We start from the raw sequence: 13,768 nt of genomic DNA, 5'->3' as shown, positions 1-13,768 counted from the left end.
CGGGCGTATGCAACAACCGGGCGCAGTGCGCTGGCCGCAGGGCAAGCGTGGCTGTATGGCGCTGGCGTTTGATCTTGATGGTCCCACTGGCGATGCCATGCTCAATGGCAGCCTGTGGTCAACACCAGAGTATTTCACCTTTGGCGCCTACGGGCCGTTTCGCGCGCTCGGTCGGCTGCTGGATCTGCTGCGCGCCTTCCAACTGCCGGCCACGTTTTTTGTGCCGGCGTGGGTGGTGGAGCAGTGGCCGCGGCAGTGCCAGGCGATTATCGAACAGGGCCATGAAGTGGCCTATCACGGTTATCGCCACGAATCGTTCTGGGCGATTACGCCAGATGAACAGCGCGCCGTGATGGCGCGCTCTGCCGCCATCTTTCAGCAACATCTTGGTATCCGCGCCTGCGGTTTCCGCACTCCTTCCGGCGACTGGCACGCCGAAACGCCGCAGATTCTGCGGGAAGCCGGGGTGATTTACTCCAGCAGCATGCGTGGTGACGATCGGCCGTACAGCATTGCCGTCGCCGGGCATACGCCGCTGGTGGAGATTCCCGGCAAATGGGAGATGGATGATTACGCCTCGCTGGCCTACACGCGCCAGCCGGATTTTCCACAGGGCGGCGACCGCATCGCCAGCTATGCGCACACCGGTGACAACTGGCAGCGCGAATTTGACGGCGCGATGGCCGAAGGACTGTGCCTGACCACGCTGTTCCACCCGAAAATTTCCGGGCAGCCTGGCCGTTTGCTGTTGCTGGAGCAGCTGTTTGCCCACATGACGGCGCGCGACGATGTGTGGTTTGCGCGCTGTGATGCGGTGGCCGCGTGGTATTTGCAGGAGCAGCAATATGATTGAACATTCACGCTGGCCGTCGGGCAAACAATCGGCGGCCATCATTACCATCGACTATCACGATATTCACGGCATCCTGACGCAGGCACCTGCGGTCGCCGGGCGCGATAAAACCCTGTCGGTGTGGCGCTATGGCACGCTGCGCGGCGTTGCTCGCCTGCTGGATCTGCTGGCGGAGAAACAGCTGCTGGCCAGCTGGTGCTTACCGGCCATCGTCGCCGAAGAGCAGCCGCAGGTGCTGCAGCGTATTGTCGCCGCCGGCCATGAGATCGCCTGTAGCGGTGAGCGACACGAAGACTTCTCGGCGCTGACGCTGGCGCAGCAGATTGCCAGCGTAACGCGCGGCTGCGAGCGGCTGGCGCAGCTGACCGGCCAGCCGATTGCAGGGTTTCGCACGCCGGCCGGCCAGTGGAAACCGGGCCTTGCTGCGGCGCTGGCAACGCACGGCATCCGCTGGTCCTCCAGCTGGCGCGGTGATGATTTACCCTATTTTCACCCCGGCACCCGGCTGGTGGAGCTGCCCATGCACTACACGCTGGAGGATGCGCCCTATTTTGCCTTCAACCTCAGCCCGGCGATTCCGCCCGGACAGTCGCGCATCGCCCCCTATGGCGAAACGCTGGCTAACCTGACGCAGGATTTCCACGGTTTTCACCGTTTCGGCCTGTGCTACCTGCTGCGGCTGCATCCGGAAATTATCGGCACCGCCGGGCGCATTGGCCTGCTGCGTCAGCTGCTGGAGACGCTGCAGCAGCATGACGTGTGGATCGCTACTGCCGGCCAGGTGGCCGCGCACTGGCAGACGCAGCCGGATAACGATGCCGATCATCCGGCAGAGGTGTTTGCCCGGCTCAGCGGAGGCGAACATGGACACCACGCTTGATCGGCTGGCGGACTTCATCGCGGCCACCCGCTTTGCCCAGCTGCCGGAACCGCTGGTAGCGCAGGCGAAGCGCCATCTGCTGGATACGCTCGGCGCGGCGCTGGCGGGCTGTGACAGCCCGATCTGGCGCGAATGCCGGGCGCTGGTGGCCGAAGAGGGCGGCAGCGCCGTGGCGCAGCTGTGGGGCTGTGCGCAGCAAGCTTCCCCGCGCCAGGCGGCGTGGCTCAACGGCGTGGCGGCGCACATGTATGAACTGGACGACACCGGCGGCTGCGATCACTCCGGTGCCGTGGTGTTACCGGCGCTGCTGGCGGCGCTGCCGCTGGCGACGCAGCCGGTCGACGGACGGGCATTTCTCACCGCGATGGTCGTGGGTTATGACATCGGCCGCCGCGTGCTGGAAGCCTGCGGGGGTTATGCGGCGCACAACGGTGCGGGCTGGCACTCAACTGCCAGCTGTGGCGTTTTTGGCGCGGCTGCCGCCGTCAGTTGTTTGCTGCGGCTGCCGGCCGCGCAGTGTGCCTCAGCGCTGGGCATCGCTGCCAGCTTCAGTGGTGGCCTGTGGGGCTTTATTCATGATGGCTCACACACCAAAAAGCTGCACGCGGCGCGCGCGGCGGAAGGGGGCGTACAGGCGGCGCTGCTGGCACAGCGCGGCATCAGCGGACCGGCCGCGGTATTTGAGGCGCGCTGGGGCGGCTTTCTGCAAACCCTGGCCGGTGAAACGCAACAGCCCGCCGCGCTCACGGCCCAACTGGGCGAGGTGTGGAAACTGGCGCGCTGTTCCATCAAGCCTTACGCCGCCTGTCGCGGTACGCATGCGGCGATCGATGCGCTGGGTCTGCTGCTTGAGCAGCATGCGGTGGCGACCGGGGATATTGCACGCATTGTGGTTGGGCTCAATCCGTTCCTGCTGGAGATGTGCGGCACGCGTGAGCTCACCAGCCTCGCCGCCGCGCAAATGAGCCTGCCGTATGCGCTGACGGCGCGTGCGCTGTTCGGCTCTGCGGAGCTGGCGAGTTATGACGACAGCCGTCGCCTGAGTGCGGAAGCTGCCGCGCTGATGGCGCGTATTGAGCTGGAGATTGACCACCAGCAGGGGCGCGATGATGAGCCGTGGGTTCGGCTGGAGACGGTGCAGGGCCAGCAGTGGCAGCAGCACGTCGCGGTGCCGTCCGGATCGCCGGCGAATCCGCTGAGCGACGCGGCGCTGCACGCCAAATACCGCAGCCTCGCCGCGCGCGTCTTGCCGGCGCCACAGGTGCAGCAGCTGGAAACGCTGTGTCTGACGCTGGATAACGTGGCGGATGTGCGGCAAGTCGCGGCGTTGCTGGCGACCCGGTAACAGTGGGGCGCCAGCCATGGCGTAATGCAGCTCGGTCAGGCCAGCGCGACCTGATGATGACGGTGCGCATAAATGCGCACCCTACAAAAACGCGCGCTGGCCCGTAGGGTCGCCGTTTACGGTGACCTGGGATTTCCCGTTTACGGTGACCTGGGATTTACCACATCCATTGCGACCGCAATCAAACCCGTTCCGCCAGCCCTTCAATCCGCGCCATCGCCGCCCGCAACCGCGCTTCGTTGACCGGTTCGGCCATGTTGGCCATATCCGGCGCGTGGACAGATTCGCGTATAATCAACGCCAGCTCGCTTTCATCCAGCGCGGCAATCTCGGCCAGCGTCAACGGTACGCCGCAGTCGCGCGCCAGGCGCATCTCATCCACCAGCTCTTCGTCGCTGCGATCCTCCAGCGCCAGCAGGCACAAATTGCCGTAACCCACCAGCAGGCCGTGACCAAACTCGCGCGTTTTGTCGCAGAAGGTGAAACCTTCGTAAATGGCATGCGCAGCGGCGGCGTGGGCGCCATTGCTCATCAGCGAGGTCAGACCGGCCCAGGTAAAAATCGCGTCCAGCACCTGATCGAGCGAAGTGCCGCTCTCACCGCGCAGCACCGCTGCGTAAGCCGCCGGACCGTGCTCCGCGATCACCTCATAGCAGATCTGGCTGTGCGCCAGCGATGACAGCGCATTGCCGGTGCGCGCCGGATGGCGCGTGCTTACCGCGCGGAACTCATACCATTTAGCCAGCGTATCGCCGAGGCCCGCGGCCAGCCAGCGGGCAGGGGCGGCTGCCAGCAGTTCACTGTCGATGATCACCGCCGCCGGCGCCTGTGGCAGCGGGAAAATATCAAAGAAGTTGCCGTTATCGTCGTAGCGAATGGTCAGCGGGGTCACCGCAGCGCAGGTAGCGGCAATCGTCGGGACGGTTATCACCGGCAGCCCGAGCTGCGCACCCACCGCTTTAACCGTGTCCAGCGCCTTGCCGCCGCCCGCACCGATCAGCACCTCTGCCTGTTGTTCAACCGCTAACGCCGCCAGCCGTTCGATATGGTTAAGCGAGGTTTCGCCACCAAACCACACCGGTGCCAGCAGCGTGACGCCAGCGGCGTCGAGTTGCGTCTTTACCTGCGTCGCCACCGCCTGCATCGCGCGCTGGCCGCCAATCGGCAGTGCGCGCTGGCCCAGCCCGGCGCAGATGGCCCCCAGCTGGTTAATCACACCCGCACCACGCAGCACGCGCGCCGGGAACAGCAAATTTTGTTGCGACATAGCGAAAGCTCTCTTTTTCAGGGAATGACTGCATCATCGCCAAAGCGGCTTGCAGAAAAAATCCCTGTCAGCCGATAATCACTTCAGCGATTCGTTAACTATTGTCAGCAATCCCTGAAGGAAGTGCGGTGCCAACCTTACCCAATCTGAAACTGCTGCAGGTGTTCGCCAGCGTGGTGGAAAACCAGGGCTATTCGCGTGCGCAGCAGGCGCTGAACATGACCACACCGGCCATCAGCGCCTACATGAGTGAACTGGAAAGCCAGCTGGGCTTTATTCTGTGCCAGCGCGGCCGCGCGGGCTTTGCGCTGACCAGCAAAGGCGAACAGTTCTACGCCTATACCCGGGAAATGCTGGCGACCCTGAGCGGCTGGCAGTTGCAGGTGGAGACGCTGAAAAGCGCGCAGGGCGGCACGTTTGCGCTCGGCGTGGTCGACGCCACCGTCACCGACAGCACGCTGGATCTGCCGGCGGTTATCGCCCGTTTTAATCAGCGCTTTCCGGCGGTGTTTCTCACCCTCAGCGTGTGCGAGCCCAACGAACTGCAGCAGCAGGTGCTGGAAGATCGGCTCGACCTGGCCATCGGACACTTTCCGCTGCGCGCCAGCAATCTGGTGACGCTGCCGCTGTACGAGGAGCAGCAGTGGCTGTACTGCAGTCCGCAACATGCGCTGGCGCAGGGCGATGCGGATGTGCGTCGCGTGCAGCAGACCGGCATGGTAACGCGGCGCTACTGGAACCAGCAGGAGCTCAACAAGCGCGGTTTCCGCCACAGCACCGCCTCGGTGGAGAGCATTGAAGCGCAGCTGACGCTGATTCTCTCCGGGCGCTATATTGGCTTTTTGCCCGAGCATTACGCGCGCAGTCGCGAGCAGCAGGGCCAGTTGCTGCGCCTGCTGCCCCACCATTTTCACTTTCGCGCGCCGTTTTCGTTCGCCTTCCGGCGCGGCCGCGCGCGCGAGCCGCTGATCCGCGCGATGCGCGAAATTCTGAATCCAGCGCGAAAAACTGAGCGCGAAAGCTGACGCTGCGGCAATACTGTGTAAAAATACAGGCCGGTTTAACCAACAGTATTCACTATGGCCCTGACAGCAGCGATAAAAAGCCAGATTGCGCAATGGTATAAGGCGCTGCAGCAGCAGGTTCCTGACTTTATCCCGCGCGCGCCGCAGCGCCAGATGATCGCCGAAGTGGCGAAGAGTCTGGCCGGTGACGAGGGTCGCCATCTGGCCATTGAGGCGCCCACCGGCGTCGGCAAAACCCTGTCCTACCTGATTCCCGGCATTGCGGTCAGCCGCGCCGAAGAGAAACGTTTAGTCATCAGCACCGCTAACGTGGCGCTGCAGGATCAGATCTTCAGCAAAGATCTGCCGCTATTAAAGAAAATTATTCCTGACCTCACTTTCACCGCGGCTTTTGGTCGCGGGCGCTATGTCTGTCCGCGCAACCTGACCGCGCTGGCAGCCACGGACGATCAGCAGGGCGATCTGCTGCTGTATCTCGACGAACAGGCGGTGACCGGTTCGAAAGAGGAGCAGAAATTCTGCGCGCGGCTGGAGAAAGACCTCAGCAGCTATAAGTGGGATGGCCTGCGCGATCACAGCGACGTGGCGATTGACGACAGCCTGTGGCAGCGCCTCTCCACTGATAAAGCGAACTGCCTGGCACACCATTGCCGCTGGTATCGCGAATGCCCGTTCTTTGTGGCGCGACGCGAAATCGAGCAGGCCGATGTGGTGGTGGCGAACCATGCGCTGGTGATGGCGGCAATGGAGAATGAGTCGGTGCTGCCGCCGGCCAAACACCTGATGCTGGTACTGGATGAAGGACACCATCTGCCGGAAGTGGCGCGGGATGCGCTGGAGATGAGCGCGGAGATCACGCCGGGCTGGAGCAGCCTGCAGCTCGATCTGTTTGTGCGGCTGGTGGAGACCATCATGGCGCAGTTCCGGCCGAAATCCCCGCCGCCGCTGAGCAATCCCGAACGTCTGAAAGGACACTGTGATGAGATGCGCGAGCAGCTGCAGACGCTGTGCAACGCGCTCAATCCTCTGCTGCCGCGCGACAATCAGCCAGGCGAGTTTCGCTTTGTGCTCGGTGAGCTGCCGCCAGAACTGCTGACCCTGTGCGCGCGGCTGTTTAAGCTGAGTGATGCGCTGCGTGGCCTGAGCGAAGGGCTGCTCAACGAGCTGGGCGAACAGACCGGCAAGGCCGATATCATGCGGCTGCACAAAGCCATCCTGCAGCTCAATCGCCACTTCGGCTGGTTTGAATCCATCAGCAAACTGTGGCGGCTGGCGGCGATGGAAAAAGCGTCCAACGCGCCGGTGTCGAAATGGGTGACGCGTGAAATTCGTGACGGCCAGGCGCATCTGCTGTTTCACTGCGCCGGGATTCGCGTCAGCGACCAGCTGGAAAAGCTGCTGTGGCGCAAAATCCCGCACGTGGTGGTGACCTCGGCTACGCTGCGTTCGCTAAACAGCTTTAATCGCCTGCAGGAGATGTCCGGCCTGAACCAAAAGGCCGGCGACCGCTTTGTGGCACTCGACTCGCCGTTTAATCATGTCGATCAGGGCAAGCTGATCATCCCGCAAATGCGCTATGAGCCGCTGCTGGCCAATGAAGCGGAGCATATTGCTGAGATGGCGCGCTTCTTCCTCCAGCAAATGCAGGCGCAGCAGCACAAAGGCGTGCTGGTGCTGTTTGCCAGCGGGCGTGCGATGCAGCAGTTTGTCAGCCTGGTGCCGGAGCTGCGTCTGTCGATGCTGGTGCAGGGCGATCAGCCGCGTTCACGCCTGGTGGAGCTTCACCGGCAACGGGTGACCGCCGGACAAAGCAGCATTCTGGTTGGCCTGCAATCTTTTGCCGAAGGGCTCGATTTGAAAGGCGATCTGTTGTCGCAGGTGCACATCCATAAAATTGCTTTTCCGCCGGTAGACAGTCCGGTAATTTTGACCGAAGGGGAGTGGCTGAAGAGCCTCAAACGCTACCCGTTTGAAGTACAAAGTTTACCCAGCGCATCGTTTACGCTGATCCAGCAGGTCGGGCGTCTGATCCGCAGCCATCAGTGTTTTGGTGAAATCATCATTTACGATCGCCGGCTGCTGAGCAAAACCTACGGCAGCCGCCTGCTGGCCGCGCTGCCGGTGTTTCCGATTGAACAACCACCGGTGCCGGAAGCGGACAAACCGGCGAAGCGCAGCAAGAAATCCTGAGTATGCGGCAACAGCCGGATGCACGATTGTTGGCCGCCGGGTGACGGCGCGCCCTGGAAGCGGGAAAGTGTGATGGAACTGAATAAGATCATTAAAGAGATTGGCCGCGGCAAGAATCACGCACGCGATATCGACTTTGACACTGCCGTGGCGCTTTACAGCGCGATGCTGGCGGACGAGGTGCCGGATCTCGAACTGGGTGGCGTGCTGATTGCGCTGCGCATCAAAGGGGAAGGGGAAGCGGAGATGCACGGCTTCTACCACGCGATGCAGCAGCGCATGATGCGGCTGCAGGCCCCGGCACAGCGTCCGATGCCCATCGTCATCCCCAGCTATAACGGCGCGCGTCGCCAGGGCAACCTGACGCCGCTGCTGGCGCTGCTGCTGGTGAAGCTCGGTTTTCCGGTGTTGCTGCACGGCGTCAGCGATGACCCAACCCGCGTGACCAGCGAAGCGGTGCTGGCGGCGCTGGATATTGCGCCGGTGACCAGCGCGCAGCAGGCGCAGGCGAAACTCGACGCTGGCGAGCTGGCGTTCATCACCATCGATAATTTATGTGCGCCAATGGCTAAACAGCTGGCGCTGCGCTGGCGCATGGGCGTGCGCAACAGCGCTCACACGCTGGCCAAGCTGGCGACGCCGTTTGCCGAACGCGCCGCGCTGCGGCTGGCGAGCGTGTCGCATCCGGAATATGTGCCGCGCGTGGGGAAATTCTTCCAGGATATCGATGCACCGGCCATTCTGCTGAACGGCACTGAAGGTGAGGTCTATGCCAATCCGCAGCGCTGCCCGGCGATTAATTATATTCGCGGTGCCGGCGCAGAGGCGGAAGTGTGGGTCGAGCGGCAGCCGGAGGTCGCGCTGGCGTTAGCAGAGAGCAAAGGCGCCCAGGATACCGCAGCGTGGATCCGTCAGGTGCTGGCCGGTGAACGCGCGGTGCCGCAGGCGCTGCGCCTGCAGCTGGCGTGCTGTCTGGTGGCGACCGGCGAAGCCGCAACAATGGCCGATGCCGAAACGCGGTTACAGCAGGCGGGGATTTAACCGGGCTGCCCGGCTGGCCATGCACGAAAAACCTGGGCGGTGACGGCGGTCACCGCAGCGGTTGCGCAGGGGGTGCACGCCTGCGCAGCTGAAATGGCTTGCTGAGCAGCGCCATCAGCGTTTAATCAGTACGCTCTCCACCAGTTGCTGCCAGAACGTAATACCAATCGGCAGCAGCGCATCGTTAAAATCATAGTTGGCATTGTGTAGCGGGGCTGAAGGCGTGGCACCGTCAGCGCCGAGCCAGAAATAGGCGCCGGGACAGGCTTCCAGCATGCAGGCGAAATCTTCAGACGCCATCGACGGGTTAACCTGCCAGTGCACCTGCTGTTCACCCAGCAGCTGGCACGCCACGTCACGCACCTGCTCCGCCGGGGCGACATGGTTGGCGGTAACCGGATAGCCGGGATACCAGTGAATCTCGCCGCTGACGCCAAACGGGCGCGGCAGGGTGGTAACAAAATCTTCAATCAGACCGCGCACGCGATTGCGCACGTCGGTCTGCAGACATCGCACCGTACCGCGCAGCGTGATCTGCTCCGGAATGACGTTAATGGCCTCGCCACCGTGAATCTGGGTGACGCTGACCACCGCCGACGCCAGCGGTGACAGGCGGCGCGACGGGATGGTTTGCAGCGCCAGAATCAGCTCGGCGGCGACCACCATCGGGTCGGCACCGCTTTCCGGCATCGCCGCATGGCAGCTTTTGCCGTGCAGCGTAATCTCAAACGAATCCAGCGATGCCATCATCGCGCCCGGATTTACCGCCAGCGATCCCACCGGCAATCCCGGCCAGTTGTGCATCGCGTACACGGCATCCATCGGGAAGCGCTGAAACAGACCTTCCTCCACCATTTTGCGCGCACCACCGAGATTCTCTTCGGCCGGCTGAAACAGGAAGTGTACCGTACCTTTGAAATTACGCGTGGCGGCCAGCTGACAGGCTGCGGCCAGCAGTATCGCGGTGTGGCCATCGTGACCGCAGGCGTGCATCACGCCAGGCCGGCTCGATTTCCACTGCGGCTCGCCTTTTTCGGTGATCGGCAGGGCATCCATATCGGCGCGCAGCCCGATGACCGGACCGGGACCGTTTTCCAGCGTGCCGATCACGCCAGTGCCGGCGAGGCCGCGAAACACCTGCAGTCCGGCATCGGTCAGCACCTGGGCAACCAGCTCGCTGGTCTGCTGCTCCTGGTAACCCAGTTCAGGGTGTTGATGTAACTGACGACGCCAAGTGAGGGCGTTTTCCAGCAGGACAGCAGGCAGGCTCATAAGGTAAGGCTCCATCAGCAGCGTCAGCTGCGCAATCTCCGACGCGGGAAGTTAAGTGTCCACTGTAGTGGTAAGCGTGGGGGGCGTCTATCGTGGAAAGGAATAATTTGGCTATAGGCTATAGCGGATTGGCATAAGGGGATGGGGGGCAAGGTCGGCATAAATGCCGACATTGCAGGACGCGATGGGATACCGCCATGCTGGCGCTGCACGCGGTCGGCATGAATGCCGACCCTACAGAGCGCGATAGGATACCGCCGTGCTGGTGCTGCACGCGGTCGGCATGAATGCCGACCCTACAGGGCGCGATAGGATACCGCCGTGCTGGTGCTGCACGCGGTCGGCATCAATGCCGACCTTATACAGTGCAACCTTTGGGAACAGTTTTAAGGCTTAACGGACCGACATTGCGGCATTGCCCAGCCGGGGTAACATCCCGTAGGGTGCGCATTGATGCGCACCTGGAACTACTTCAGCATCGGCAAATTGAGACCGTGCTGCTCTGCGCAGGACTGCGCCAGCTCGTAGCCCGCATCGGCATGACGCATCACGCCGGTGGCCGGGTCGTTCCACAGTACGCGACCAAGGCGCGCATCCGCTTCAGCCGTACCGTCACAGACGATCACCATCCCGGAATGCTGCGAGAAGCCCATACCGACGCCGCCGCCGTGGTGCAGGCTCACCCAGGTGGCTCCGCCGGCGGTGTTCAGCAGCGCGTTCAGCAGCGGCCAGTCCGACACCGCATCCGAGCCATCCTTCATCGCCTCGGTTTCACGGTTAGGTGACGCCACCGAGCCGCAGTCGAGGTGGTCACGGCCGATCACGATCGGCGCTTTCAGCTCGCCGTTGCGCACCATCTCATTGAATGCCAGCGCCGCTTTATGACGCTCGCCCAGCCCCAGCCAGCAAATACGCGCCGGCAGGCCCTGGAAGGCGATGCGCTCCTGCGCCATATCCAGCCAGCGGTGCAGGTTTTTGTGATCCGGGAACAGCTCTTTCAGTTTGGCGTCGGTTTTATAGATATCTTCCGCATCGCCCGAGAGCGCCACCCAGCGGAACGGGCCTTTGCCTTCGCAGAACAGCGGACGAATATACGCCGGCACGAAGCCCGGGAAATCAAAGGCGTTTTTTACCCCTTCATCCAGCGCCACCTGACGAATGTTGTTGCCGTAATCCACGGTCGGCACACCCATGTGGTGGAAGTCGAGCATCGCCTGCACGTGCTGCGCCATGGAAGCGCGTGCCGCTTTCTCTACCGCTTTCGGATTGCTGACGCGCTCGGCTTCCCAGCGCGCCACGTCCCAGCCCACCGGCAGATAGCCGTTGATCGGGTCGTGCGCGGAGGTCTGATCGGTCACGATGTCAGGCTTCATGCCGCCCGCTTTCGCGCGCTGCACCAGTTCCGGGACCAGCTCGGCCGCGTTGCCCAGCAGGCCCACGGAGATCGCCTGGCCGGCTTCGGTGGCGTCTTTGATCAACGCCAGCGCCTCATCCAGGCTGTAGGCTTTATGGTCGAGGTAGCGGGTGCGCAGACGGAAATCGATGCGCGACTCCTGGCACTCAATCGCCAGCACGCAGGCACCGGCCAGCACGCCCGCCAGCGGCTGCGCGCCGCCCATGCCGCCCAGACCGGCGGTGAGGATCCAGCGGCCCGTCAGGTCACTGTTGTAGTGCTGGCGACCGGCTTCGGCGAAGGTTTCAAAGGTGCCCTGCACGATGCCCTGCGCGCCGATATAGATCCATGAACCGGCGGTCATCTGGCCATACATCATCAGCCCGGCCTTATCCAGCTCGTGGAAGTGATCCCACGTCGCCCAGTGCGGCACCAGGTTGGAGTTGGCCAGCAGTACGCGCGGTGCATCGGCATGGGTGCGGAACACACCGACCGGCTTGCCGGACTGGATCAGCAGCGTCTCTTCCGGCTGCAGCGCGCGCAGCGAGCGCAGAATCTGCTCAAAGCACGCCCAGTTGCGCGCGGCTTTGCCGATTCCGCCATACACCACCAGATCCTCCGGGCGTTCGGCCACGTCAGGATCGAGGTTGTTCTGAATCATGCGGTATGCCGCTTCAATCAGCCAGTTGGCGCAGTGCAGTTCATTACCGCGCGGCGCACGGATTTCACGGGCAACAGCCTGAGTCAAAGTTTCGCTCATCATCGGTTCCTTAATTAGCAGTAGAACGCTGGCTTGGCAGCAGCGCAGTAAGGGTTTCAGGCCAGACATAACTGCTGGCCCACAGGCGCATGGCATCAATGTCCGGCGCCAGTAAACGGTCCTGATCGAGGAAGGCGACCTGCGCACGAATGCGGCTCATCTCCTGTTCGATCGCGGCAGAGCTTTGCAGCGGGCGGTGGAAGTCGATGCCCTGCGCCGCTGCCATCGCTTCAATGCCGACCACGGCAGCAGTGTTGAAGCACATCTCGCCCAGGCGGCGTGCCGCGTAGGTGGCCATCGATACGTGATCTTCCTGATTGGCTGAGGTCGGCAGGCTGTCGACGCTGCCCGGGTGCGCCAGCGATTTGTTCTCCGAGGCCAGCGCGGCAGCGGTAACCTGCGCAATCATGAAGCCCGAGTTCACACCGCCGTCGCGCACCAGGAAGGGCGGCAGGCCGGAGAGGCCGGTGTCGAGCAGCAGCGCCAGGCGGCGTTCGGATATAGCACCGACTTCGGCAATCGCCAGCGCGATGATGTCGGCGGCAAAGGCTACCGGCTCGGCGTGGAAGTTACCGCCGGAGATCACGTCGCCGCTGTCGCTGAAGACCAGCGGGTTGTCAGAAGCGGCGTTGGCTTCAATCTGCAGCACGCGCGCGGCGTGGCTGAGGTTATCGAGACAGGCGCCCATCACCTGCGGTACGCAGCGGATCGAATAGGGATCCTGCACGCGTCCGCAGTTGCTGTGCGAACTGAGAATTTCGCTGCCTTCGAGCAGCGTCGCCACCGCAGCGGCGACGGCAATCTGCCCGTGCTGGCCGCGCGCCTGATGGATGCGCGCATCAAACGGTTTAACCGAGCCTTTGATCGCTTCAAGCGACAGCGCGCCGGCCATCAGCCCGGCGGCAAACAGATTTTCGGCTTCAAACAGCCCACGCAGCGCCAGCGCGGTAGAGACCTGGGTGCCGTTGAGCAACGCCAGACCCTCTTTTGGCCCCAGCACAATCGGCTGCAGGCCGACGCGGGCCAGGCCTTCGCTGGCGGGCACCAGCTGGCCGTCAATGCGTACCTGGCCTTCACCGAGCAGCATCAGGGAGAGATGCGCCAGCGGCGCCAGATCGCCGGACGCGCCAACCGATCCCTTCGCCGGGATGCACGGCATCACGCCGGCGTTGAACAGCGCCAGCAGCGCGTCAATCAGTTCCATGCGGATGCCCGAGTGGCCGCGTGCCAGGCTGATGATTTTGCTGGCGACCACCAGGCGGGTGACGTTATCCGGCAGCAGATCGCCGAGGCCGACGCTGTGTGACAGCACCAGGTTACGCTGCAGTTCCGCCAGGCGTTCGGCGGGGATCTGCGTCTGCGCCAGCTTGCCGAAGCCGGTGTTGATGCCGTACACCACCTTGCCCGAGGCGACGATAGCCTCGACGGTTTCACGTGCGCGGTCAATATCCGCCCGCGCTTCCTCTGCCAGCTGCAGCGTCACCTTCTCCTGATAAATACGGCGTAAGGTGGCGAGGTCCACTTCACCGGGAACGAGGCGAATTGCCTGAACCGAACCTGACATAGTCTACTCCTGTCTATACAAGTGATCTGCCACGTTGTGGCGGAGCGCAAGATGCGATGGCATCCGCCAGAGGCGCTATAAGTGTTGTGAGTGAAGCATAAGTGTCTAATCTTGTCTATACAAGTAGCAAGCGCTGTGCCAGATTGATCGTATTCTGTGAAACGTGCCGCAATGCGGG

10 protein-coding genes are annotated in these 13,768 nt (G+C 62.9%); 6 read left to right on the top strand and 4 right to left on the bottom strand.

Features of this window, described 5'->3' with window-relative positions:
• Nucleotides 1–7 precede the first annotated feature (7 nt).
• The 3 genes from AC6I8F_RS12975 to AC6I8F_RS12965 are packed head-to-tail and all read left to right on the top strand — an operon-like array spanning nucleotide 8 to nucleotide 3,078.
• Nucleotides 8–853 (top strand): polysaccharide deacetylase family protein, encoded by an 846-nt coding sequence (locus AC6I8F_RS12975; RefSeq protein WP_421039390.1) that lies wholly within the window; start codon nucleotides 8–10, stop codon nucleotides 851–853.
• Nucleotides 846–1,733: a polysaccharide deacetylase family protein gene (locus AC6I8F_RS12970; RefSeq protein ID WP_498028097.1), complete on the top strand. Its 888-nt coding sequence runs from the start codon at nucleotides 846–848 to the stop codon at nucleotides 1,731–1,733. Before AC6I8F_RS12975 ends, AC6I8F_RS12970 begins: the two co-directional genes overlap by 8 nt.
• On the top strand, nucleotides 1,717–3,078 hold the full coding sequence (locus AC6I8F_RS12965; RefSeq protein ID WP_498028096.1) for an MmgE/PrpD family protein: 1,362 nt from the start codon (nucleotides 1,717–1,719) through the stop codon (nucleotides 3,076–3,078). The genes AC6I8F_RS12970 and AC6I8F_RS12965 overlap by 17 nt, the downstream gene beginning before the upstream one ends.
• Nucleotides 3,079–3,259: 181 nt before the next feature.
• Here the strand turns inward: AC6I8F_RS12965 and AC6I8F_RS12960 are convergent, their stop codons facing one another.
• A complete protein-coding gene (locus tag AC6I8F_RS12960; RefSeq protein ID WP_498028095.1) occupies nucleotides 3,260–4,345 on the bottom strand; it encodes an iron-containing alcohol dehydrogenase family protein in 1,086 nt (361 codons plus the stop codon).
• 128 nt (nucleotides 4,346–4,473) lie between these two features.
• Between AC6I8F_RS12960 and AC6I8F_RS12955 the strand changes: the two genes are divergently transcribed.
• The 3 genes from AC6I8F_RS12955 (at nucleotide 4,474) to ybiB (ending at nucleotide 8,601) form a co-directional block, all read left to right on the top strand.
• Entirely contained in the window at nucleotides 4,474–5,370 is an 897-nt protein-coding gene (locus tag AC6I8F_RS12955) for a LysR family transcriptional regulator (RefSeq protein ID WP_104187046.1), read from the top strand.
• Nucleotides 5,371–5,424: 54 nt separating this feature from the next.
• The gene (gene dinG / locus AC6I8F_RS12950) at nucleotides 5,425–7,560 is read left to right on the top strand and encodes an ATP-dependent DNA helicase DinG (RefSeq protein WP_498028094.1); all 2,136 of its coding nucleotides are present in this window, start codon (nucleotides 5,425–5,427) and stop codon (nucleotides 7,558–7,560) included.
• 72 nt (nucleotides 7,561–7,632) lie between these two features.
• Nucleotides 7,633–8,601: a DNA-binding protein YbiB gene (gene ybiB, locus AC6I8F_RS12945; RefSeq protein WP_058769851.1), complete on the top strand. Its 969-nt coding sequence runs from the start codon at nucleotides 7,633–7,635 to the stop codon at nucleotides 8,599–8,601.
• Between the two features lie 114 nt (nucleotides 8,602–8,715).
• Here ybiB and AC6I8F_RS12940 read toward each other — a convergent pair whose 3' ends face one another.
• The 3 genes from AC6I8F_RS12940 to hutH form a co-directional block, all read right to left on the bottom strand.
• Complete coding sequence (locus AC6I8F_RS12940) at nucleotides 8,716–9,873, bottom strand: M20 aminoacylase family protein (protein ID WP_021508439.1); 1,158 nt, start codon at nucleotides 9,871–9,873, stop codon at nucleotides 8,716–8,718.
• A gap of 467 nt (nucleotides 9,874–10,340) precedes the next feature.
• The gene (gene hutU / locus AC6I8F_RS12935; protein ID WP_498028801.1) at nucleotides 10,341–12,026 is read right to left on the bottom strand and encodes a urocanate hydratase; all 1,686 of its coding nucleotides are present in this window, start codon (nucleotides 12,024–12,026) and stop codon (nucleotides 10,341–10,343) included.
• A 10-nt stretch (nucleotides 12,027–12,036) separates the two neighbouring features.
• The gene (gene hutH / locus AC6I8F_RS12930) at nucleotides 12,037–13,590 is read right to left on the bottom strand and encodes a histidine ammonia-lyase (RefSeq protein WP_058757812.1); all 1,554 of its coding nucleotides are present in this window, start codon (nucleotides 13,588–13,590) and stop codon (nucleotides 12,037–12,039) included.
• Nucleotides 13,591–13,768 lie beyond the last annotated feature (178 nt).

The organism is gamma proteobacterium symbiont of Axiagastus rosmarus, assembly GCF_059730925.1.
The sequence above is the reverse complement of the archived record's forward strand: the minus strand, read 5'-3'. Positions and strand labels throughout refer to the sequence as shown.

Excerpts from the sequence above, each read along its gene's own strand:
- hutU (WP_498028801.1), bottom strand. The coding sequence starts at position 12,026 with ATGAGCGAAACTTTGACTCAGGCTGTTGCCCGTGAAATCCGTGCGCCG.
- ybiB (WP_058769851.1), top strand. The coding sequence starts at position 7,633 with ATGGAACTGAATAAGATCATTAAAGAGATTGGCCGCGGCAAGAATCAC.
- AC6I8F_RS12940 (WP_021508439.1), bottom strand. The coding sequence starts at position 9,873 with ATGAGCCTGCCTGCTGTCCTGCTGGAAAACGCCCTCACTTGGCGTCGT.
- AC6I8F_RS12975 (WP_421039390.1), top strand. The coding sequence starts at position 8 with ATGCAACAACCGGGCGCAGTGCGCTGGCCGCAGGGCAAGCGTGGCTGT.
- AC6I8F_RS12970 (WP_498028097.1), top strand. The coding sequence starts at position 846 with ATGATTGAACATTCACGCTGGCCGTCGGGCAAACAATCGGCGGCCATC.
- dinG (WP_498028094.1), top strand. The coding sequence starts at position 5,425 with ATGGCCCTGACAGCAGCGATAAAAAGCCAGATTGCGCAATGGTATAAG.
- AC6I8F_RS12965 (WP_498028096.1), top strand. The coding sequence starts at position 1,717 with ATGGACACCACGCTTGATCGGCTGGCGGACTTCATCGCGGCCACCCGC.
- AC6I8F_RS12960 (WP_498028095.1), bottom strand. The coding sequence starts at position 4,345 with ATGTCGCAACAAAATTTGCTGTTCCCGGCGCGCGTGCTGCGTGGTGCG.
- hutH (WP_058757812.1), bottom strand. The coding sequence starts at position 13,590 with ATGTCAGGTTCGGTTCAGGCAATTCGCCTCGTTCCCGGTGAAGTGGAC.